Origin of the sequence: Pseudalkalibacillus hwajinpoensis (assembly GCF_039851965.1) — a bacterium.
Classification (GTDB): domain Bacteria; phylum Bacillota; class Bacilli; order Bacillales; family Guptibacillaceae; genus Guptibacillus; species Guptibacillus hwajinpoensis_E.
In genome coordinates this window covers 938,950-961,351 of sequence record NZ_CP156674.1, presented here as the reverse complement: position 1 = coordinate 961,351, position 22,402 = coordinate 938,950, and the positions used below count along the sequence as shown (strand labels likewise).

The following is a 22,402-nucleotide window of genomic DNA, read 5'->3' as shown; positions in this document are numbered from 1 at the left end:
TTTCCTGAAACATGATAGGATGAGTTGTGAAGTAAATTTAGTATAAGGTGAAAGAAGTGATTTTAATGGCTAAATTATTCTATCAAGACCCATACATAACCTCCTTCTCTGCAAAACTTATTAAACAGGGGCATGATGAAGCAGGTCGTACTTATGTGGTGTTAGACCAAACCGCATTTTATCCAACAGGCGGGGGACAACCACATGATACAGGAACGCTAAACGGTTTGAATGTAATCGATGTGGAAGAAGTGAATGGTGAAATCCGTCACTACTTGGAAAGCACATTCTATGATCAGAAGGAAGTGAATGGTGAAATCAACTGGTCGAGACGTTACGACCATATGCAGCAGCATGCTGGTCAACATATTCTATCAGCAGCATTTGAAGACCAATTTGGATACAAAACCGTAAGCTTCCATCTTGGACAGGAGATGTGTACGATTGATCTTGATATTCCTTCACTTGACGAAGCGGAAGCAAGGAGGGCAGAGGCATTCGCGAATGAAGTAATTCAGCACAATCTCCCAATTAAAACGAAGTGGGTGAATGAAGAAGAACTAGCTGAATACAAACTTCGAAAACAGGTTGCGGTAGCAGATAATATTCGCCTTGTGATCATTCCGGAAGTAGATTATAGCGGCTGTGGAGGTACACATCCTTCGTCTACAGGACAGGTTAGCTCAGTGAGTATACTGAAAATAGAGAAGCAGAAAAAACAAACGCGCGTTCATTTTGTTTGTGGCAATCGAGTCCTTACAGAGCTTTATGACAAACAGGGTGTTGTGCTTGGTTTGACTAACGTGCTCAATGTACCACAATCTGATCTCGTTCAGGCTGCACATCGCGTATTGGTGCAGTCCAAGGAGCATGAGAAAACAATCGATGAGCTGAAGGATCGCCTTCTTACTTATGAAGCAAAAGAGCTATTGGAGTCTGCAGGAATGATCCATGACCAGCGAGTTGTCCATCTAATCTCTAAGGAGTATGGTATGCGTGAGCTACAAAAGCTCGCAAAAACGATTTTAAATGAAGATGCTACTATAATCGTTTTCTTTATAAGTGAAATGGAGGGTAAGATGCAGATTGTTTGCGGAAGAGGATCAGAAGTAAACATGGACATGAACCTTGCTTTAAAGGGAGTCCTTCCACTTATAAACGGCAAAGGTGGAGGGAAGAAGGACTTTGCTCAGGGTGGCGGAGAAGCAATTCGTTCTGCAGAAGAAGTTATGATGGAGTTAGTAAAGGTAAGTTTGCAATAGAAAGAGTGCTGGGGAATAGCTCCCAGTGCTTTATTGAATTTCTTCGATTTAGTGAATAATTTATAAAATACTGAAGGAATCAACAAAAAGGGCAGCAAGAGCTAAAGGGGATTCATCGAACGGTGGAAGTTCACTTTTCGCAAAGGGTTTTCGAGCTACCTGATCCTTAAACGTATTAGTCCTTGCTGTTTATTCCTTTTGAATTTTCATTACGCTTCTAAAGTCTAATACTCTTAGGTTGCTTACTGTTTTTCTTTTTTACGTTGTAACTGTGAAAGACGATCCCAAGAACAATAAGAAGGACCCCGGTGGACGCTACACTACCTGGCAATGGACTTGAAAGGAGTACAGCTTCACCTGCTATAACAAAAAGTACTTGTGTGGATTGGGTTGCTTCTACTGCTGCAAGCTTTACTTGATGATTTCGAACCCGATCTGTTGCAATGAAAAATAACGTTGTTGCTATGACTCCTGAACTTATGGCAACGATAAAGGATTGTATGAGCTGACCTGAAGATGGTGGTCCAACTCTAATATAGGCACTAAAGGATATTAGTAACCAGAATGGTAAACTTGCTAATGTCATGCCAAGAACACGTTGGAATGTATCGAGTCTACCTGCACAAAGCTCCATCATCTTTCGGTTCCCTAATGGGTAGGCGAACGCGGCAACAATGACTGGCAATATACCAATGACAACTTCATTAGTGGATAATGTTCTTGAATTTTGTTGCTGAATCAAAACGACCCCGATTAGAATAACAGTCGATATCAAAAGCGCTTTTATTGGCACCTTGTGACGTTGTTTCTTGGTTCCGTATGGTGTTGCGATGGTTGTGAAGAATAGTGGTGATACAAAGATACCTCCGACGATCGTGATTTGCCATGTTCCAGCTACAAGCCAGCCCGGACCATATGAAGCAGCATAGGTTAATGGGGCATAAAATAGCACGAAACCAATGAAACTCCAGCAAGTCCAATGGAAAAAATTTCTCTTCATTTCTGTGAAGACTTGTTTCAGATTGTTTCTGACGAATACAATAAGAACTAAAAAAGGTACCATAAAAAGGAATCGCAATGAGGAGCTCCACATCCAGCTTCCTCCAGCTAACTCCATTGACCGATTTAAAATAAACGTAACGGCAAAAAACATCGAAGCAAGAATACCAATTAGAATTTCCTTCATTTTGTATACATCCCTTTCCTGTGAGAATAATGTATATTATAATAATCTTTTAGTATATTATAGTATACTAAATGAACACTTATTAAATTACAAGAGAAAATGATAGAGAGGAACATAATGTGAGTGAAGAAACGATGAAAGATGCAGAGAAAGTAGCTAAGCAGGTGGGCCATACACTCAGAAGAATCAGGAAAGAGCGAAATATTAGTCTACAGGAATTAGCTGAGTTTACTGAGGTTAGCAAATTAACTCTGGGTAAAATTGAGAGAGGGGAAGCTAATCCTTCTCTAACGGTAATCTGGAAGATAGCGAATGGGCTCTCGATTCCCATCTCAACCTTACTTGCTGAAACCCAGCAGGTCGCAATATCCCGTAAAAATGAAGGTAATAAAGTATTAAGTACAAATGAGGAACTGATGTTAGAACCGATGTTTACAAACGCAGGATATGGATCAATAGAAACACATCGGGCCTTTTTAAAGCCGGGAGGCGAATATTATGCAGACGCCCATCAGGCGGGCGTTATTGAATATGTGACAGTTATGGAAGGAAGCGTAATGGTTCAAGTAAAGAATGAATTCTATGAGCTAAATACTTATGATTCAATCAAGTTTAGTGCCGATCAAGAACATGGTTATCTTAATCGTAATTCTACTCCAGCGGTTTTACATTTCGTCATGATTTATACAAAATCATAGGATTAAGACACCAGACGAAACAGATGTCTAAATCTCCTGTCGGACTAAAAGTAAATTCTTCTTCATGAACTCCTTTATTCAGAAATAGGATGTCAGTAGAGCTTTTTGAGTAATGGAGGGATATCCGATGGCGATCCATACGGTAGTATCTGGGGATAATTTATGGAGGATTTCAATTTCTTATGGTGTGCCGATTTCAACTTTGAAGGTAGTGAACGGGCTTGTCTCTGATCGGCTTGTTCCTGGTTTGAATCTGTATATCCCGGATCAACAGCTGCCTGTAAGATACTATCAAATCAAGCCCGGAGATACTTATTGGAAACTCTCCCAACAATTTAAGACCTCGGTTCAAGCCATCATTGCAGCGAATCCAGGGATTAACCCCAATGCGCTTCCAGTCGGACTAAGAATCCGAATTCCCACTTTGCAAAAGTACTCGATGCAATCACTTGTTTTCTTTGATGCACTAGAGGGTTCGCCTTATTTAGATATTCTCGATGATCTTGCAGGGTCGATAACTTATCTAGCCATTTTCACTTATTCATTCACACGTGAAGGTGAGCTGCTCTCGATAGATGATGCCTCGATTTTACAAAAAACGAAAGAACTGAATATCAAGCCATTACTTGTGATCAGTAATTATGAAGAGGGAATGTTTAGTCCAGCGTTAGCTGATAACGTTCTCCATAATTCTGAAAGAAGAAGTGCATTGGTACGGAATCTTGTCTCTAAAGTGAATGATAAAGGCTATGCAGGAGTAAGTATTGATTTTGAGTTCGTTCCTCCAGATAGAAGGAATGACTTTACGGCATTTTTAGAGGAGTTAAAAGAAGGTCTAGGGAATCTGATTCTACAAATTAATGCGCATTCGAAAAGTAGCGATATGCCGACGAATCGATTGGTTGGTTTCCTTAATTACAGGGCAATTGGGGAGATTGTAGACATCGTTTCTATTATGACAATTGACTACGGATACGCGATTGGCCCGCCTGATCCCATTGCGCCTGTATGGTGGGTTGAACAGGTATTGATGTATGCAACTGGACAGATCAACCGGCGCAAGATAATGATGGCGATGAGCCTTTATGGGTATGACTGGACTCTTCCACTACAGACGGGAAGAGTGGCAGAAATGCTTTCAGTACAAAACGCACAAAACCGTGCCATCGAGGCATGGATTCCTATTCAATATGAGTGGGTGGCAGAGGCTCCAAACTACGGTTATCGATATATGAATATGGTGGATCATCTGGTATGGTTTGAAGATATCCAGAGTATCACTGCGAAATATAAACAAATGGAGGTTTATAACCTCCTCGGAGCAACTTATTGGCGGCTGCGCTTTAAATTTCCGCAAAATTGGGCATACGTTAAGAAGAACATATTCGTCTTAAAATAGGTTGTTAAAGCACTTGAATTTCCAGGCGATTATCACACGTTAAACAGCAAAATCATCTGGAACAAGAAATGTGTCTAAAAGTATAAAAAGAAACGCTCAATTTAGCTCTGAGCGTTTCTTTTTTATACTTTCTTATTTATTATATAGCGCTAACCGATCTATCAACTGTGAGCTATCCTGGTTGACACCGGTAATCTCGACATGAATCTTATTCTGTCTAAATTTCATAACGACTTTATCAACGGCTCCTACACCTGAGTCGTCCCAGACATGAGCGTTAGATAAGTCGATTTCTACCTTGTTCATCGGTTCTTCTTTAAAGTTAAAGCTATCAACGAAATCTGTTACAGAAGCAAAGAATAGTTGACCGTTTACATGGTAGATTGTTTTCTCATTCACATCATCGACTTTCTCTTCGATTCGCACTTTGGAAATTTTAGCGGCAAAGAAGAGGGCGCTTAGTACAACACCTGCAAGCACGCCTTTTGATAAGTCGTGAGTTGTTACTACAGTAACAACCGTTACGACCATAACAACACTATCTGATTTAGGCATTTTATGAAGGTTTGCAAGGGAAGACCAATCAAATGTGCCGATTGAAACCATGATCATCACACCAACAAGTGCGGCCATCGGAATCATAACGAGAAGGTCATTCAGAACAAGAATTAAGAACATCAGGAAAACACCAGCAACAAGTGTAGATAAACGTCCGCGTCCGCCAGATTTGACGTTAATCACTGATTGTCCAATCATGGCACAACCAGCCATTCCTCCGAAAAATCCAGTCACGACGTTTGCCATACCCTGTCCCTTTGCTTCTTTATTCTTATTACTTTCTGTATCTGTCATGTCATCAACGATTTGGGCTGTTAAAAACGATTCAAGTAAACCTACAATTGCGAGTGCTAGTGAATAAGGAAAGACAATTGCTAATGTTTCAAAATTAAGCGGAATGCTTGGAATTAAAAACATAGGTAGAGCTTGAGTTAATTCACCCATGTCACCTACTGTTCGTACGCCACTGCCAGTCATCAAAGCGATGATTGTAATTACCACAATCGCTATTAATGGAGAAGGTACAGCTTTTGTAAAGCGTGGAATGATATAAATGATCGCAAGTGCACCTGCAACCATCGCGTACATACCCCACGATTCACCGACAAAGTGTGGAAGCTGGGATGTGAAAATAAGAATCCCCAGTGCATTCACAAAGCCTACCATTACAGATCGAGGAATGAATTTCATGAATCGGGCTAATTTAAACACCCCAAGCAGGTATTGAATCACACCTGTTAAAATGGTGGCAGCAAGCAAGTATTGTAAGCCGTGATCGGCAACTAGTGTGACCATCAGGAGCGCCATCGCTCCTGTAGCTGCTGATATCATTCCAGGTCTACCACCAACGAATGCAATCACAACCGCGATACAAAAACTCGCGTACAATCCGACCATCGGATCAACACCAGCAATAATAGAGAAGGCAATGGCTTCTGGAATTAGAGCAAGTGCGACGACAATACCAGCAAGCGTATCGTTTTTTACATTACCAAACCAATTTTCTTTTATTGTAGATAAGTTCAATGTTGCACCTCTTTCTTTTTTGATTGTAGTTATGACTTTTAACTCTCATAAAAGTCGGGTCCGTTAGCAACATGATGAAGTTTAGCATGAAATCTATGAAAATGAAAATGGTTATGTAAGCGTATATCATAGTAGTTTTTCTTTTAATTACGATTATTTTCTTTTGTATACTTCAATTTTGATTTTAGTAATTTTAATATCATATCGTTCATTTTGTTGGTTCTAAGTGGTAATTTAATAGAATTTATTATAATTTGCTATAATTTGTTATAATGAGTTATCTTTTTCATGAAGTTTGGTTCACGGTAAGAGGAACTTTGTTAGAATAAGAAGACAGATTTATAAGGAGCGATACGATGAGTCAGGATAACGAGCATCATGATATTATGACGATCTCTCAAGTAGCAAAATACTTTCAAATCAGCGAGATGACCACATATAAATTAGTTCAGGACGGGAAAATCCCTGCATTTAAAATTGGAAGTCACTGGCGTGTTCAAAAGTCAGATCTAACGGAATTAATAAAGAAGCTTAAAAATGGCGAACGAATATGAGTTGGCCAAAAGGTTACAATAAAGAGCGCTATTCGAAGCGAATAGTGCTCTTTTCTATGAAAATTATACAAAGATCATCCTCCTTTTATTTCATTTACGAAACTTAAACAGGAAAACAATTAGGTCCTAATGCTCCAGAAAAGATGTTTCCCCTCTACTGATATTTCTCCTCATCATAAGTACAACTTCTGCAGAACTTTATTTCCACTGATATTTTCCAAAATGGTGAAGGCAAGACTAGTTAGGCGCGTAAAATATTTCTCGATCTAGTACGAGTTGGTTGACTTATGACACCGTGTCACATATAGTAGGATTTGTTCATTATGACACCGTGTCATAAATAATCGAGTGGGTGATAAGAGATGCCGAAACAAACGTTTTTTAATTTGAAGGAAGAAAAGAAGCAAACACTGATTAATGCCGCTAAAAAAGAGTTTTCAAGGGTGTCGTTATATGATGCTTCCATTTCAAATATCCTCAAAACTGCTGGTATACCAAGAGGTAGTTTTTATCAATATTTCGAAGACAAAGAAGATGCTTTCTTTTATTTATTAAATGAGCATGCGAAAGAACGTCACAAGAATTTTATTTTGAACTTAAAGAAATTTAATGGTGATCCATTCGAAGCGATCGCTGAGATTTTTCTATCCGTTCTAGAATACTCAGAAGATACCGGTCAGAGGGATTTTATTCGGAATGTCCTCCTAAATATGAACTATAAGATTGAGAACACGTTTTCTAAATATTTAACAGAGGAAGCATTAAATGATCGATTCAATGACGTTTATGATTTATTAGATACAACACTTCTTAATATTACTGATAAAAAAGAAGTGTTTCATGTGATGCAAATCTTGAAAGCCGTAACGTTTCATAACCTCATTTACAGTATTTCAAACGATTTAACAATCGAAGACGCCATGATAAAATATCGCATTGAATTAAATCTGCTGAAATCTGGGCTCATTCGAGGTACAAATTGATGTCGCGAAAAAAAGGATAACTTAAAGAAAGAAGGAAAAATATGAGCGAAAACAATCAAACATCACAGGGGATTGGGTCTTTCAATAAAGTGCCACTTTTGCTTGTGTTAATTTCTGGCGCGTTCGCTGCTATATTAAATCAGACGCTACTAGCGACGGCATTGCCGCATATTATGGTTGATCTGGACCTTGATGCAAGTACAGCTCAGTGGCTAACCTCAATCTTTATGCTTGTTAATGGAGTTATGATCCCCATTACTGCTTTTCTAATTGGGAAGTTTACGACGAGAACACTGTTTCTAACAGCAATGGGGTTATTTGCTGGGGGAACATTAATCTGTGCGATTGCTCCTAATTTCGCAATCTTAATGCTTGGACGTATTATTCAAGCATCAGGCGCAGGGATTATTATTCCACTTATGCAAACCATCCTATTCTTGATCTTTCCTGTTGAAAAAAGAGGAACAGCTATGGGGATGTTTGGACTTGTAATTTCATTTGCTCCAGCTATCGGTCCAACCCTATCAGGATGGCTTGTTGAACAATACCCATGGAGAAGCCTGTTTTATGTTATTTTGCCCATCGTCATAGTTGATTTTATCCTTGCATATCTCATCTTGAAAAATGTCACAGAGAAAACGAATCCGAAGTTGGATATTTTATCGATTGTCTTATCTTCCTTAGGCTTCGGTGGATTGCTTTATGGATTTAGTAGTGCAGGTACGAATGGATGGGGTAGTGAGCAGGTCATCATTGCGATGATCGTTGGTGCAATTTCGTTATGCTGGTTCATCTTGAGGCAATTAAAATTAACTCAGCCAATTCTGCAGTTTAGGGTATTTCAATACAAAGTTTTTACCTTAACGACGGTTCTTGGCATGGTAGTGTTTATTGCAATGATTGGAGCAGCAACTGTCCTTCCGCTCCTTATGCAGAATATGCTTGGATTCACTGCATTTGAGTCAGGGTTAATGCTGTTACCCGGGGCTCTTATTATGGGCTTTATGAACCCTATTACAGGACGGATCTTTGATAAGTTCGGGGCACGATGGCTCGCAATCATTGGGCTTGTCATCGTAACAGTTACAACCTTTATGTTCACGAATTTAACGCCGCAAACATCATTCACTTATCTAGCAGTGGTCAATGCTGTCAGAATGTTCGGGGTTGCAATGGTGATGATGCCAGTTACGACCGCAGGACTCAATCAGCTTCCTGCTCATTTAATTCCACACGGAACTGCGATGAACAATACGATGCGCCAGGTATCTGGCGCGGTGGGGACTGCACTGCTTGTAACGGTGATGTCTCAGGCAGCACAGCCTGGTCGTGGTGTTGAAGGTCTTGTTCATGGTGTAAATGTCTCCTTTATTGTAGCTGGAATCTCGGCGATTGTAGGACTCGTGTTAGCGTTCTTTATTAAAAAGCCCGCCGCTGGAAAAGAGACAGAAGAACCATTGAAAGCACAACAGGCTATTACTGAAAAATAAGAAAAGTCTTTTCAATTCAATCTACGTCATGTACAATGAATACTAATTTAATAGAATTCCTTATCAAGAGAGGCAGAGGGAAAGGCCCGATGAAGCCCGGCAACCATCAAGCGTATGTTTGAACGGTGCCAATTCCTGCAGAGTTATTTCTGCAAGATGAGGAAGAGGCCGTATCAAACTCTTCCTTTTACACTGGGAAGAGTTTTTTTATTAAATTACTTAATTGAATACTTTCAGCATATGGTGCTGTGACTGATGTCACGGCTTAAAAGGGAAGTCCGGTGTAATTCCGGCGCGGTCCCGCCACTGTGAAGGGGAGCGACTTACTAACCACTGTGATCTATGGGAAGGGGTAAGAAGCGTTGAACCTGAGCCAGGAGACCTGCCTTATGTCTGCACATGTACTCTACGGGTTAATAGAGGAGGTGATGAATCATAGGCAGTTCAGCGTGTGACTAAATCTCCCTTTCCGTAAGGGGGATTTTTTTGTTATCTAGTGTTCACGGTAAGAGACTTTTATTATGAAAGGAAGATGGAAATGACTGTGAAAAGTTCATCTATGGGCTATCCAAGAATAGGAGAAAATCGTGAATGGAAGAAGCTGCTTGAACATTTTTGGGGAGGGGATTTATCAGAAGAGACGTTTCATCGTGAAGCAAAACAACTTCGTCTCTCTTATTTGAGAAAACAGCAGGAAAAAGGGATTGATTTGATTCCGGTCGGTGACTTTAGCTTGTACGATCATGTCCTTGATACCGCGGTTATGTTTGGAATTGTCCCAACACGTTTTGATTATGACGGTGGACGAGTGTCTCTTCACACCTATTTTGACATTGCGCGAGGTACAAAGGGAGCATCAGCTTCAGAAATGACGAAATGGTATAACACGAATTATCACTATATCGTGCCTGAGCTCAATGACTGTAAACCTTTACTTGTGCAAAATCGTCCGCTTGAGTTTTATAGGGAAGCGAAACAGGAGCTTGGAATTGAAGGGAAGCCAGTCCTACTTGGTCCAATAAGCTTCGTTCTCTTATCAAAGGGATATGAACCAGAACAAACCAGAGAGGTCATTCATAAATTCTTGCCATTATATGAACAGGTCTTTAAGGAATTAGAAAATGAAGGAGTAAGGTGGATACAGATCGATGAACCAGCTCTAGTAACAACAGTTTCAGATGAAGTTCGTAGTTTATATAAAGAGGTATACGAAGTGTTGCATCAATCAGCTCCAAACTTACATGTACTTCTCCAAACCTATTTTGAAAGTGTCACACACTACGATGACGTTATACAGCTTCCGGTTCAGGGGATTGGTTTTGATTTCGTTCATGACCGCGGTGAAAATTTGAAGGCGATTAAGGAAAAAGGGTTTCCTTTAGATAAGGTGCTAGCAGCAGGCGTCGTGGATGGGCGAAATGTATGGAGATCCAATCTTGATCAAAAGATCGATGTGTTATCGGAACTGACCAATGAAATTGAATTGGATCGGCTCATTGTTCAGCCGTCTTCAAGCTTATTACATGTTCCTGTTACCTTAAAAAATGAGAATAAAATCCCTGATGTATTGCTCAATGCTCTTTCATTTGCAGATGAAAAACTCCAGGAAGTTGTTTTGCTTGCAATGGGAGTTAAGGAAGGAAAAGAAGCGATACGGCAGGAAATCTCATCAAGTGTTTATGCAGTACAACAGTTGAATCAATCTTCCTATCGAAATGACGATGTAGCTCAAGAATCAAGTCAATCTTCTGAAGACATAAAGCGGAAAGCGCCATTTCACGTTCGTTATGAGCTGCAGAAAAAGTCACTTGAGATTCCATTCTTACCGACAACAACGATCGGTAGCTTTCCACAAACGAAGGAAGTAAGAAAACAGAGGTTACAATGGCGGAAAAATGAAATAAGTGATAAGGCGTATAGAAGCTATATTGAAAAAGAAATTGAGAAGTGGATTCGGATTCAAGAAGAAATTGGACTTGATGTTCTCGTGCATGGTGAGTTTGAACGAACTGATATGGTCGAATTCTTCGGAGAGAAATTAAATGGCTTTCAATTTACGAAGTTTGGGTGGGTCCAGTCATATGGTTCACGATGTGTAAAACCACCGCTTATATATGGAGAAGTATCATTTGAGAAACCAATGACGGTGAGAGAAACAGTATATGCTCAGTCGTTAACAAATAAGCGTGTCAAAGGAATGCTAACTGGACCGATTACGATCGTTAACTGGTCGTTTGTCCGAGATGACCGGACGAAAGCTGAAACAGCAAACCAAATTGCAGTGGCACTTCGAGCAGAGGTAGAAGCTCTGGAGCAAAATCGTATCCGGATCATTCAGATGGACGAACCCGCGCTAAGAGAAGGACTTCCTCTGAAGAAAGAGCTACAGCAGCAGTATTTAGATCAGGCTGTTTATGCGTTCAAGCTAGCTACATCTTCTGTTGAAAATGAGACGCAAATTCATACACATATGTGCTACTCGGAATTCGAGGAAATCATTGAATCCATCAAGGCGCTTGATGCTGATGTCATTTCAATTGAAACGTCAAGAAGTCATGGTGAGCTTATTAAAGCTTTTGAGGATAGTACCTATGAACAGGGGATTGGGCTCGGTGTTTATGATATTCATAGCCCACGTGTTCCTAATCAGACTGAAATGATCAGAAGCATTGACAGAGCGCTTCAGGTTCTTCCTGAAAACTTGTTCTGGATTAATCCAGATTGCGGCCTAAAGACAAGAAGGCCTGCGGAGACAATTGAAGCGTTGAAAGTGATGGTCAGTGCTGCAAAACAAACAAGAAAAAGATTCCTCGTTCATGAGTAAGGATGAATGAAACCTTTCTCAATGTTGTTCGTATGTACAGGTACAAGCGTACGAGGAGGAAGTAGATTGAAAAAGGAGAAGAGTACTACCAATAAGTTGGGATTCGGGATAGGAGCAGGACTCGCAATTGGTGCAGGGGTAGGTGCCGCTCTTGATAACATTCCAGTTGGTATAGCAATTGGACTGGCACTTGGAATTGCGTTTGGTTCAGGAGCAGGCAAGAAAAAGGAATAACAGCTAAACAGCTCAAACCTGACTGGTTTGAGCTGTTTATATTATGGAGTTACTTGTTTCGATCAGCATAAATCTTCATTGCATCTCGGATAAATTTAGCCAATCCTTTACCGTATTTATCAATGTTCTTTGTAAAGCGCTGATCATCTACATACAGTTGACCGAGGCCTTCAAAGGCTTCAAGTGTATAGTGATAACCGAAGTTGCCATTGAGAAAGTGATACCATTCGTCGATCGCTTTCTGGGCTTCTCCGGAATCAGGTGCATCATTGCGTAGTTGAGCAAGTTTCTTATAGATGATGTCAAACGACTGTCCAAGCTCTTCCTGTTCATCTGTCGTCAAGCTGCCGAGCTTTTTATTGCAACGCTCTACAGCTTCGTCTCCGTACCGGTCACGTGCTTCCTGTTCATAAGGATTGTGACTGAAGTTAAACCCTTCAAATTTTTCTTTTTCTGTCATGTTAATTTCTCCTTTCGCATGTCGAATCGTCTTATCAATCGTGGTGATCATATTGCTAAAACTCTGTTGTTTTTCAAGTAAGATCCCTCTTTGATACTGGAGAGCTTCCAATCGATTGAAATCAGGTTGATCGAGAATGCTTTTAATTTTCTTTAAAGGAAAGTCGAGTGCCTTAAAGAAGAGGATGTGCTGCAACTTTTCCAGATCGTCTTTAGCGTACATACGATAACCTGCCTCTGTTGTATAAGGAGATAACAAATCAATTTCATCGTAATAATGTAGCGTGCGCACGCTGATGCCTGTTAAATCAGATACTTCTTTGATCTGTTTTTTCAAGGTGTTGGCCTCCTTTCACTGCTTACTTTAAGGGGTGACGTTACGTTAGAGTCAATACTTTAGATTGTTGTCGTAAGATCAATTTATTATAACGGATAAATAATTAGTGAGGTTCCTGTCCGAATCTGGCATGGTAAGAAGGATACTAATCACCTGCAAGTGAAATTAGGAAACTAGCAAAGCAGATTCCTTCCTGTGAAGTTTCCCTGATACTAGGGGGCGGTCATTTCTTAACAGAGAATGAAGATTTTTGGGCAGATATGCTATCCTATTTAAAGAAAGAAGGCTCTTGACCCTGCGTTTTAGTGAGTATATTAAGGAGCACTTAGAAGGAGAGATACTAGTGAAAACTGAAAAAGAAAAAATGATAAACGGTGAGCTTTATGAACCAGCAGATGAGGAATTGATGTACGAGCGGCACCATGCACGTCGAATTACCCGTTTATTTAATCAAACAACCGAATCAGATGAAGAAGAGCGAACCAGATTGCTAAAAGAATTTTTTGGCTCAACGAAAGAAAATGTTTATATCGAACCGAGCTTTAAATGTGATTATGGGTACAACATCCACGTAGGAGAAAATTTCTTTGCGAATTTCGACTGTGTCATTCTCGATATTTGTGAGATACGGTTTGGTGATAACTGTATGCTGGCACCTGGCGTACATATCTATGCTGCTACTCACCCAATTCATCCAGTGGAACGCAATTCGGGCAAAGAATACGGTAAGCCTGTAACAATTGGAAATAATGTATGGATTGGCGGGGGGGCGATTATCAATCCCGGCGTTACGATTGGTGATAATGTTGTTGTAGCCGCAGGAGCTGTTGTTACGAAGGATGTGGCAACGAATGTTGTTGTTGGGGGGAATCCAGCGAGAGTGATTAAAACGATCGAAATTTGATCTGAAATTATCTATGCTAACATTAGTCTCCTTCAGGGCAAGTTATGTTTAATCTAAATAAAGTTTGTTTGAAATAGGTTACTCAGTGCTATGGAGGTAGAGGCGGCCCCCTCTATATGTACGGGGATTTTTGTTATAAAAATCAAAGAACACATAAATAATTGTATTCAATAGTGAATTGGGTAGTCATAAAGAGCTAATTCCTTCATAAAGAGTTGTTCATTTGGGAGACGGAGTAAAATGTTTTGTGAAACGGTCTGAATAATAATAGATTCTGCTTTAATAGATGTAGTTCCTATTAATTTTTCATACCCGTGGATTCGTTTGTCATAGGTAGAGATTTCAATAATATCTTGTTTTAGAATCTCAAAATCACTGAGTAAATAATTTATCGTTATTTGTGAAGAGTTTACTTTAGGTCGAACGGTTAAAAGATGTAACAAATAGCTAAGGGCAGCTGTGACCACAAGGATTCCAAATAGTTTTAACATTCCAGTCACCTCATCTTTCTTGTAATCTTTACGAATTTATTGGATAAGATCCTTCCTATAAATTAGAGGAATTTTGACTTTTAGTAAAAAATAGGTATAAAGTACTGGTTATCAAGTGGTAAATGATCTAATTAATCGGATATGGTAACTATAAAAGCGCTGTTATTTCCTGTTATACTTGTAGTAGCAAACAATACCCTCCCCATATTTCCCAAAATCTGTGATAGGGGTGAATGAAACATGGCTGTTCGTGAACAACTCATTGAATACCTTGATCAGAACATTGATCAGTATATACGAAATTGGAAAAAGAAGATTCGAATCTCTGAGTCAGATATTCACAGAGATAAAGTAGAAGCGAATGGGGTTATGATGTACCAGCTCGTCCAAACAAATATAAAAAACCCAATTAGTGATGAAAAATTGATCATGCTTGCTAAAAAAGTTGCAGTCGAGCGTGCGGAAGCTAACATAAATATCGGGGATTTCATCTTTAACGTTAATGCAGGTAGAAGTGTATTGATGAAACACATGACTTATTCTGGCATAAATGTGGAAGACCTACAAGCGATTTTGGATTCAATAAATGAACTATTTGATCAGTTTTCATACCATGCAGTAACAGAGTATACGAAGCTGAAAAGCAATGAATTGCAGGAAAAGATCTCGTTTATTGACGAGACCCATCAGGAGAAGCTTTCGATTCTGGGGCAGATGTCTTCGAGTTTTGTGCATGAGTTTAGAAACCCACTGACTGCTATAATGGGATTTGTTAAACTTCTACAAAAGGAACACCCTGACATGGCCTATATCGATGTTATTGACCATGAACTACAACAGTTGAATTTTCGTATTTCTCAATTTCTCCACGTTTCAAAGAAGGAAATTGATACGGGGTACGAAGAGAAGATTGAGGTTAATAAGATTTTTGCAGGGATTATTGAATTCATTTACCCGAGTATTGTCGACATTGATGTTGAAATACAGAATACCATTCCATCAGGTTTGTACATTTTCGGTCAGCACGATAAATTGAGACAAGTTTTCTTAAATATTCTTATGAACTCCCTTGATGCTCTGAAAGAGAAAGGTTTTCCTCGGAAAATCTTGTTACGAGGAGATAAGTATGAGGATGTTATTCATATTCATATTTCAAACAATGGTCCTATGATTCCGCCTGAAACAGTGGATACTATCTTTGAACCTTTTTATACAACGAAAGAACTAGGCACAGGAATAGGATTATATGTGTGTCAAAAAATTATTCAGAATCATAAAGGTCATATTAGCTGCATGTCAGATGAAGTAGAAACGACCTTTACGATTACTCTCCCTGTGGAGAAGAGTGACCTGCGAGCATAATAGGTTTCGTCTTCATACATAATCATTTCCCTACATCATAGAGTGCTTTTCTCCAAAGTAAGAGCATAACCTCTTCCTGTTTGAAACCTGTTACCATTGACGACTATAATGGCAGTACATATTTAAAGGAAGAGAAGCGGGGGATTTAAATGGTTACGAAAAATGCAGGTAAACTTAGTAAAAAATATTTCAAATCATACATTCAGTTAGTGATGAATTCCAGAGGGTTTTCTTTAGAAGAGGCGAAAGCCTTTACATTTAAGGAATTGTTTCAAGGTGATGAAATGACGAACGGACAAGCATCTTATCAACAGTTTTTGGAAGCCTGTGAGGAAATGTCTGAAGAAGCTTTGAATAAAGATTGATCAAATAATGGTGATATCAAATTCGTAAAGTTTAGAGACTATGAACGAGTCTCTTTTTTTAGTAGGAGGCACTGGTATGTTTGGATGGGAGTATGTGCCACAGTGGTTTACCGGGTTTACGGCATTTGTGATGATTGTATTTATTGGATTAGGTGAATGGTGGCTTAGGAGATAACTATAAAAGAATTTAAAAAGGACAGGCGACCACCTGTCCTTTTGCATTAAAGCATTCTATATTCTTCGTGTCTCACAACCACACGCTTTTCTTCGTCTTCTGAGTATTCTTCCCATTCCGCAACAATTGTGTTGTTTAATAGGCTAACGACTTTTGCTTTGCGGTTATCAATCTCAACAACACTACCGATTTCAGGGAGAATGATTTCCTGTTCTTCCTCCATGTAAATCCCTCTTTTCCATTTAAACTGATTTATATAATAACATAATTCATTTCGGTTTCCTAACAATCTGAAGCAATCTGATGACATTTTTTGTGACGAGGCGTTAGATCAGCAAATACACTTTTTGTGGAAGGGGAAATGCTCATAATGAAATGATGAAATTGTGAAGAAAATACGTTGTGACTCGGTTGCATATCGTGATGTTTCTTGCATATAGTGCAGTATAGCCTATTCTCTCCCCCCTCATTTTGAGGGGTATTTTTGTTTTTATGGCATTGAGCTAGATGATGAAGGAATGAAAAGTATGCAAAAAAAATTAAGCCGATCGATAACAACATTCGATCTGGTTCTAAACAACGGCATGCGACTCAGGTGGTTTACACCTACTCAGGAAATCCATCTCTGTGGACAAGGGTTTGCTCAGTGTGCGCTAGCTTACTACTGGCATGGATACAAATTGGCGTGCTTTTCAGGCGTTTAAGCGTGTAGGTGATATTGCCATGACGCTGACTGATAAGCATGTAACGTTAGTTGGAGAAAGTGTTGTACTAATGTCAGAAGAGCTTTTGTGAAGATCACAATCTAAAGTATGAAAGTACTTAAAACAGGTCATTTCTCTCTTTTTTTCACTTCAATCCGGGTGTAGAATGAAAGATGACAAGAATGAATATCCATTCAGGAGGTTTTAGAATGTTTCGATCATTAGAAGATTTCATTGGAACATGGAAGCAAGAGGCGGCTCAAACAGGTAGACTTCTTGACCAACTAACAGACGAGTCGTTGTCGCAACAGGTAGTAGCTGATCATTTCACGCTTGGAAAGTTAGGCATTCATCTCTCAGAGGCGCTTGCGTTCATGATGTCAAGCGCAGGACTTGATCTAGAACCACTTCCAGAAAGTGATTCTAACAGTGCCACTGAAATCGCTGCATTGTATAAGCAAACCGCTGATGGTTTTGTATGGAGGCTACAAGAGCAGTGGAATGATGAAAAGCTAACCGAAACGACAATGTTCTTCGGGAGCGAGACTAGATATGGTAGCATTCTTTTTCTATTGCTTCAGCACCAGACGCATCACCGTGGACAGATGACCGTTCTTATGCGGCAGGCGGGCTTAACAGTGCCCGGAATGGTAGGGCCATCTCGTGAAGAGTGGGCAGCAATGAAAGAGTAGCAGTGTCACCAAAGTAGATTCTCTTTTGAAGAGGATCTATTTTTGTATAGAAGAAAAGTAACAAATGGACAAGCTCTATAACATATACTGCCTGTGAAAAGAGGTGGGAATGTGGATAGTGAATATAAACGTGCATGTATGCTTCCTAATTGTGCGCAAACTACTGAGACAGCTCCCTTATTTAGAGCCGAGGCTTATGATCCAGTGGAAAAAGAAATTAAGAAAATAAGTCTTGAAGAGTACAGAGGCAAATGGGTGATTCTCTTCTTCTACTCAAGTGACTTCACATTTGTTTGACCGACAGAACTTGCAGCGGTCGCTGCAATTCATCCTCAGTTAAAGGCAATGAATACGATGGTATTTGGAATAAGTACGGATAGTGTTTATGCGCATAAAGTGTTTACAGAGGTTTCACCATCTGCTCAGAAAGTAAACTACCCACTTGTGAGTGAGTGATCGTAATCAGCAGATCAGCAGGGCGTATCGTGTCCTGAATGAAGGCGCGGGTGCAACTGTTAGAGCCACGGTTATCGTTAATCCAGAGGGTGTCATCGTAACAAAAATGGTGTATCCCGTTGAAGTAGGAAGAAATGCATACGAGATTTTAAGATTGATGCAGGGGTTGCAGTATAATAAAAGCACCGGGGAAGGGGTGCCGGCCAATTGGGTACCGGGCCAGCCGGGGATTGTTCGAAATACGATGTATATAGGAAGGATATGAAGAACAGCTGCGGAATAAATCCGTAGCTGTTTTTTCAATCAGGGTAAATCAAGTCATCTAATCATTTATCATTATTCATCCCTTTTCATAAATTGCTTCTATTTATGTCGAATGGTGTCTTGTTTTAGAATGCGATACCTATATCATTTGGGAGTGTGTTTTAATAAAGTATATAAATGGGAAGAGACAAGTGTAGTCCATAAATAGAGATGCAGATGTCAATCAATTGAGTTATTAGAGGATAAAGTACTAAATAGAGTCTAAAGTCTTACCCACCGATACAAGACCACAAGCATTCCAAATAATGACAGTTATTCCTCTTCTATTGTAGCATCCTGTTCACTTATCGAATTATCTTCTTATTTCCCTGAAACATTTCTCATTATTAAATCGTTAAATAGAGTGTGAAGGATAAGAATCCTATATTAACTATAGGACTGATAAATTTCCATGTTGTGTAACATTAAAGTAACATTAAGGTTACGTTAGTGTTACAATTGGTTTATATTCTAAATGAAAGTGTGGCTATAATTATGTGTGGTTTTGTTGGAGTGTTACGTGCAGAACCAGGGAAACCTGATCGTCATGATCATTCTAGTTTTTTAAAAAGGAATCAAGTAATAACACATAGAGGTCCTGATGACGAAGGCTATTATACAGATGAATTTGTTTCTTTGGGATTTAGAAGATTGAGTATTATTGATCTAGAAAGTGGTCATCAGCCTTATCACTATGAGGATGAGCGCTACTGGATGATATTCAATGGTGAAGTATACAATTATGTTGAACTCCGTGAGAAATTAAAGAAAGAAGGATACACGTTCAAGACTGAATCGGATACAGAGGTCGTACTCACACATTTCGTTTCTAAAGGTGAGAAGGCTTTTGCAGATTTTCGTGGGATGTTCTCGATTCTAATCTGGGACAAGCAGGAGAAGAAGTTAGTCGGGGCAAGGGACCCATTTGGAATTAAACCGCTTTACTATATGCAAAAAGAAGATGAAGTCATTTTTGCTTCAGAGAAAAAAAGCATTACCCTTGTTGAACAATTTGAAGAGGTTAATCCGACCGCTCTTCAGCATTATTTAAGCTTTCAATATGTACCAGAGCCTATGACAATGACAGAAGGCATCAAGAAGATAGAACCTGGTCATTATTTTGTTAAAAAGTACAAAGAACCTATGGTGTTTAAACAGTATTTCCATGCAACGTTTCAACCGATTACAACGGAGCGTAATTGGGTGAATCGTATTCAGAACGTTCTTTACGATTCCGTGAATGTTCATATGCGTAGTGATGTACCAGTTGGGTCTTTTCTATCTGGAGGAATTGATTCTTCCATTATTGTAGCGATGGCGAAAAAGTTCAATCCGCAAATTAAGACATTCTCGGTTGGTTTTGAACGAGAAGGCTATTCAGAAGTGGATGTGGCAAAAGAAACGGCTGATAAATTGGACGTACCCAATTTTTCCAATATGATTTCAGCAGAAGAGTATAGTAAGAAATTGCCGAAGATCATCTGGCATATGGACGATCCACTTGCAGATCCAGCATGTGTTCCGCTTTATTTTGTTGCTCGAGAAGCTCGTAAACATGTGACGGTTGTCCTTTCAGGTGAAGGGGCTGATGAGCTGTTTGGCGGTTATAACATCTACAGGGAACCGGATGCCCTTCGTCTGTTTCAACCGATGCCGTCAGCGATGAAGCAGATGGTAAACCGTGTTGCAAGTGTTCTACCTGAAGGAATGCGAGGAAAGAGCTTCCTTGAGCGCGGTTCAACTCCACTTTCTGAGCGATATATTGGAAATGCGAAAATGTTTGAAGAGAATGAGAAGGAAAAACTTCTTACTACGTATTATGAGAATGAACATTATCAAAAGATTACAAAGCCATTCTACCAGAATGTAAAGCGGGAGCATCCTGTGAATCAAATGCAATATATAGACATCCAAACGTGGCTGCGTGGCGATATTCTATTGAAGGCTGATAAAATGACAATGGCCAATGCGCTTGAGCTCCGCGTTCCGTTTCTGGATAAAGAAGTTTTTCGGGTTGCACGGGAGATTCCGGTTCATGAAAAGATTGCTGATGGCACGACAAAGTCGATTCTCAGAAAAGCAGCGCGCGGTATTGTTCCTGATCATGTACTTGATCGTAAGAAACTTGGGTTTCCAGTTCCAATTCGTCACTGGCTAAGAAATGAACTTTACGATTGGGCCAAACAGCTTATTCATGTGAGTGAAACGGATTATTTAATTAATAAATCCCTTGTAATGAAGCTGCTAGAGGCCCATGCAACTGAAAAGGGGGATTACTCACGTAAAATTTGGACGATGCTGATTTTCATGCTCTGGCATCAAATTTTCGTAGAAGGTGTATACTCCATTGAAGAGCTTCAAATGGAAGATGAGATCGTTAGTAAAGTCGCAACATACCGATAGAAATGAAAAAGGTGATCGCCAACAGCGATCACCTTTTTTAGTTACGTATATCTTTCTTCAATTTCAAGAAGTCTACGTTCAATTTTGTAGTAATCCTCCTCGTGATGGGTGAAACTCGCAAGATCTGAGAGCTTTTTCAAAAGATAATCTCGGTCAAGGTGGTAAATAAATTCTTTTGGAATATGATCCATTGAGTTTTTCGCAAAGTCCCAAACAGCATCAAGTTTGTCATTGCTGATAGATTGAGAAACCATGCTTAAAGCTATGATGATTTCTGTAATAATTGGGTAATTATCTCCAGCATAGTGTCTTAAATAGCCGAAGCCTCGGTACAGATAAAAGTTGAAATCTTCTGTATCCATTGCGACGCGGACCTGTCCTTCGTGATCTGCAAGGTATGGAGTGAAGGTAATGTCTTTTTCTACTTCTAAAAGGAGGTCTGCCATCTGGTGAATGACCGTGGTTGCAGTCTGGGGATCATTATTTCCCAGAGACTTTACGCCGATCTCGGCTAGTTTTGTCATCCCCATTTTCAGATCTTGAATTTCTGTCTCTTTATAACCTAATTCTATAAACGAGGAATATTTCTCCGGGTTTACTCGTTCAGCACCCGGCCCCCAGTAGGAGAAGAAGCGGTTGTCTTTAAGGACGTAATCTCCTACTTTATTGTGAAGTTTAACGATCACCTGATCTTTCTTAGCTTCATCAATCATGGATTTAAAATCAACTAATTGAATATACCCTGACTCTGGAGCGAGTATGAGTGACTGTGTTTCACGCTCTTTCTCCATAAGGTCGCCGGGTTCTTCACAGCGAAATTGTTCAAGATCATTCCGCAGTGTTTTTCTTACAATAGAAATGGATCCTTCTTTCATATTCGTCGCAATATTATGTACCTGCATCCAACTGGTTGCATGGTTAATAAAGAAGATGAAGGTTACGACGGTTACAAATGCGAGTAAGACGGTCATGCCTGGTATGGCGACGAAGTATTCATCTTCCTTACTCGTAATAAATAAGAAAATAATGAGTACATACACAAAGCTACCGTGGAAAATACCAATGAAGTGCTGGGTTGTTCGATCGGCAACAAAGTTAATTAACATTCGTGGTGAGAACTGTCCGCTAAACGTAGTAAGTACAACGAGTAAGGAGTTGAGTGTGAAAGCGCTGAGAGTCAGAATTCCGCCAATCAAGGCACTAATGAGTAGGCGAGTTGGTTGTGCCGTTGTGCGGATCATGTTAGGCGTATATTGGGAAAGCTCTAAAACTAAATCAAGATAAAGTGTGATGGCTACGAAGATAAAAGCGCCGAGGATGTAAATGCCTGGCATGTACCAGAGCGTAGACTGAAGTTCGTGCTGGCGAATTCTTTTGGACATCTCAAAATATTTTCGTAGCTGCCACGGTAAAAACTTTTTGAACATGGCAGGTGCTCCCTTCAATTATTCGTGCTGTCACCTTAGAAATACCCTTGAGTGACTTGTTTAAACCGGGGTATGAAAAAAACTGATCAATCTTTTGCTAGAGTGCGACT

General features: G+C 39.7%; 21 protein-coding genes, 1 pseudogene and 2 riboswitches. Of the genes and pseudogenes, 16 read left to right on the top strand and 6 right to left on the bottom strand.

The genetic code is table 11. The annotated features are described in order from the left end of the window. Nucleotides 1–65 precede the first annotated feature (65 nt). Nucleotides 66–1,262 (top strand): alanyl-tRNA editing protein, encoded by a 1,197-nt coding sequence (locus ABFG93_RS04915; protein WP_347551134.1) that lies wholly within the window; start codon nucleotides 66–68, stop codon nucleotides 1,260–1,262. Between the two features lie 217 nt (nucleotides 1,263–1,479). Here the strand turns inward: ABFG93_RS04915 and ABFG93_RS04910 are convergent, their stop codons facing one another. Further along, nucleotides 1,480–2,448, bottom strand: a complete 969-nt coding sequence (locus ABFG93_RS04910) for a DMT family transporter (RefSeq protein WP_347551133.1) — start codon at nucleotides 2,446–2,448, stop codon at nucleotides 1,480–1,482. 119 nt (nucleotides 2,449–2,567) lie between these two features. Here ABFG93_RS04910 and ABFG93_RS04905 point away from each other — a divergent pair, with 119 nt between their 5' ends. Together ABFG93_RS04905 and ABFG93_RS04900 are read left to right on the top strand one after the other, a co-directional pair. After that, on the top strand, nucleotides 2,568–3,146 hold the full coding sequence (locus tag ABFG93_RS04905; protein WP_431522049.1) for a helix-turn-helix domain-containing protein: 579 nt from the start codon (nucleotides 2,568–2,570) through the stop codon (nucleotides 3,144–3,146). A gap of 127 nt (nucleotides 3,147–3,273) precedes the next feature. Next, nucleotides 3,274–4,545, top strand: a complete 1,272-nt coding sequence (locus tag ABFG93_RS04900) for a LysM peptidoglycan-binding domain-containing protein (protein WP_347551131.1) — start codon at nucleotides 3,274–3,276, stop codon at nucleotides 4,543–4,545. A gap of 132 nt (nucleotides 4,546–4,677) precedes the next feature. On the opposite strand, the gene ABFG93_RS04895 is transcribed toward ABFG93_RS04900, so the two are convergent. Then, nucleotides 4,678–6,129, bottom strand: coding sequence for a SulP family inorganic anion transporter (locus ABFG93_RS04895; RefSeq protein WP_347551129.1), 1,452 nt, complete (start codon nucleotides 6,127–6,129; stop codon nucleotides 4,678–4,680). Nucleotides 6,130–6,485: 356 nt separating this feature from the next. On the opposite strand from ABFG93_RS04895, the gene ABFG93_RS04890 reads away from it, so the two are divergent. The 5 genes from ABFG93_RS04890 (at nucleotide 6,486) to ABFG93_RS04870 (ending at nucleotide 12,214) form a co-directional block, all read left to right on the top strand. Then, nucleotides 6,486–6,683 carry a helix-turn-helix domain-containing protein gene (locus tag ABFG93_RS04890; protein WP_347551127.1) on the top strand — a complete coding sequence of 66 codons (198 nt, stop codon included), beginning with the start codon at nucleotides 6,486–6,488 and terminating at the stop codon, nucleotides 6,681–6,683. 362 nt (nucleotides 6,684–7,045) lie between these two features. After that, nucleotides 7,046–7,666, top strand: a complete 621-nt coding sequence (locus ABFG93_RS04885) for a TetR/AcrR family transcriptional regulator (protein WP_347551125.1) — start codon at nucleotides 7,046–7,048, stop codon at nucleotides 7,664–7,666. A 41-nt stretch (nucleotides 7,667–7,707) separates the two neighbouring features. After that, on the top strand, nucleotides 7,708–9,156 hold the full coding sequence (locus ABFG93_RS04880; RefSeq protein WP_347551124.1) for a DHA2 family efflux MFS transporter permease subunit: 1,449 nt from the start codon (nucleotides 7,708–7,710) through the stop codon (nucleotides 9,154–9,156). 57 nt (nucleotides 9,157–9,213) lie between these two features. After that, a riboswitch (SAM riboswitch) is annotated at nucleotides 9,214–9,319 on the top strand. A gap of 61 nt (nucleotides 9,320–9,380) precedes the next feature. Then, a riboswitch (cobalamin riboswitch) is annotated at nucleotides 9,381–9,560 on the top strand. A 134-nt stretch (nucleotides 9,561–9,694) separates the two neighbouring features. Next, on the top strand, nucleotides 9,695–11,980 hold the full coding sequence (gene metE / locus ABFG93_RS04875; protein WP_431522048.1) for a 5-methyltetrahydropteroyltriglutamate--homocysteine S-methyltransferase: 2,286 nt from the start codon (nucleotides 9,695–9,697) through the stop codon (nucleotides 11,978–11,980). Between the two features lie 66 nt (nucleotides 11,981–12,046). Further along, on the top strand, nucleotides 12,047–12,214 hold the full coding sequence (locus tag ABFG93_RS04870) for a hypothetical protein (RefSeq protein WP_347551120.1): 168 nt from the start codon (nucleotides 12,047–12,049) through the stop codon (nucleotides 12,212–12,214). A 49-nt stretch (nucleotides 12,215–12,263) separates the two neighbouring features. Here ABFG93_RS04870 and ABFG93_RS04865 read toward each other — a convergent pair whose 3' ends face one another. Then, entirely contained in the window at nucleotides 12,264–13,010 is a 747-nt protein-coding gene (locus ABFG93_RS04865) for a MerR family transcriptional regulator (RefSeq protein WP_347551118.1), read from the bottom strand. A 343-nt stretch (nucleotides 13,011–13,353) separates the two neighbouring features. Between ABFG93_RS04865 and ABFG93_RS04860 the strand changes: the two genes are divergently transcribed. Further along, entirely contained in the window at nucleotides 13,354–13,914 is a 561-nt protein-coding gene (locus ABFG93_RS04860) for a maltose acetyltransferase domain-containing protein (protein ID WP_347551116.1), read from the top strand. Nucleotides 13,915–14,081: 167 nt separating this feature from the next. Here the strand turns inward: ABFG93_RS04860 and ABFG93_RS04855 are convergent, their stop codons facing one another. Next, complete coding sequence (locus ABFG93_RS04855; RefSeq protein WP_347551115.1) at nucleotides 14,082–14,405, bottom strand: hypothetical protein; 324 nt, start codon at nucleotides 14,403–14,405, stop codon at nucleotides 14,082–14,084. 240 nt (nucleotides 14,406–14,645) lie between these two features. On the opposite strand from ABFG93_RS04855, the gene ABFG93_RS04850 reads away from it, so the two are divergent. Beyond that, the gene (locus ABFG93_RS04850) at nucleotides 14,646–15,767 is read left to right on the top strand and encodes a HAMP domain-containing sensor histidine kinase (protein ID WP_347551113.1); all 1,122 of its coding nucleotides are present in this window, start codon (nucleotides 14,646–14,648) and stop codon (nucleotides 15,765–15,767) included. 149 nt (nucleotides 15,768–15,916) lie between these two features. Further along, complete coding sequence (locus ABFG93_RS04845) at nucleotides 15,917–16,132, top strand: hypothetical protein (protein WP_347551112.1); 216 nt, start codon at nucleotides 15,917–15,919, stop codon at nucleotides 16,130–16,132. A gap of 221 nt (nucleotides 16,133–16,353) precedes the next feature. Here ABFG93_RS04845 and ABFG93_RS04840 read toward each other — a convergent pair whose 3' ends face one another. Next, nucleotides 16,354–16,530, bottom strand: a complete 177-nt coding sequence (locus ABFG93_RS04840) for a hypothetical protein (RefSeq protein ID WP_347551110.1) — start codon at nucleotides 16,528–16,530, stop codon at nucleotides 16,354–16,356. Between the two features lie 295 nt (nucleotides 16,531–16,825). On the opposite strand from ABFG93_RS04840, the gene ABFG93_RS23020 reads away from it, so the two are divergent. The 5 genes and pseudogenes from ABFG93_RS23020 (at nucleotide 16,826) to asnB (ending at nucleotide 20,865) form a co-directional block, all read left to right on the top strand. Further along, nucleotides 16,826–17,011: a hypothetical protein gene (locus tag ABFG93_RS23020; protein ID WP_431522047.1), complete on the top strand. Its 186-nt coding sequence runs from the start codon at nucleotides 16,826–16,828 to the stop codon at nucleotides 17,009–17,011. After that, on the top strand, nucleotides 16,977–17,102 hold the full coding sequence (locus ABFG93_RS04835) for a hypothetical protein (protein WP_347551109.1): 126 nt from the start codon (nucleotides 16,977–16,979) through the stop codon (nucleotides 17,100–17,102). Before ABFG93_RS23020 ends, ABFG93_RS04835 begins: the two co-directional genes overlap by 35 nt. Before the next feature lie 118 nt (nucleotides 17,103–17,220). Next, a complete protein-coding gene (locus ABFG93_RS04830) occupies nucleotides 17,221–17,703 on the top strand; it encodes a DinB family protein (RefSeq protein WP_347551107.1) in 483 nt (160 codons plus the stop codon). A 138-nt stretch (nucleotides 17,704–17,841) separates the two neighbouring features. After that, nucleotides 17,842–18,424, top strand: a pseudogene (locus tag ABFG93_RS04825) (peroxiredoxin). A 533-nt stretch (nucleotides 18,425–18,957) separates the two neighbouring features. Continuing rightward, complete coding sequence (asnB, locus tag ABFG93_RS04820; RefSeq protein ID WP_347551106.1) at nucleotides 18,958–20,865, top strand: asparagine synthase (glutamine-hydrolyzing); 1,908 nt, start codon at nucleotides 18,958–18,960, stop codon at nucleotides 20,863–20,865. A 41-nt stretch (nucleotides 20,866–20,906) separates the two neighbouring features. Here asnB and ABFG93_RS04815 read toward each other — a convergent pair whose 3' ends face one another. Then, nucleotides 20,907–22,292 carry a DUF2254 domain-containing protein gene (locus tag ABFG93_RS04815; protein WP_347551104.1) on the bottom strand — a complete coding sequence of 462 codons (1,386 nt, stop codon included), beginning with the start codon at nucleotides 22,290–22,292 and terminating at the stop codon, nucleotides 20,907–20,909. Between the last annotated feature and the right edge of the window lie 110 nt (nucleotides 22,293–22,402).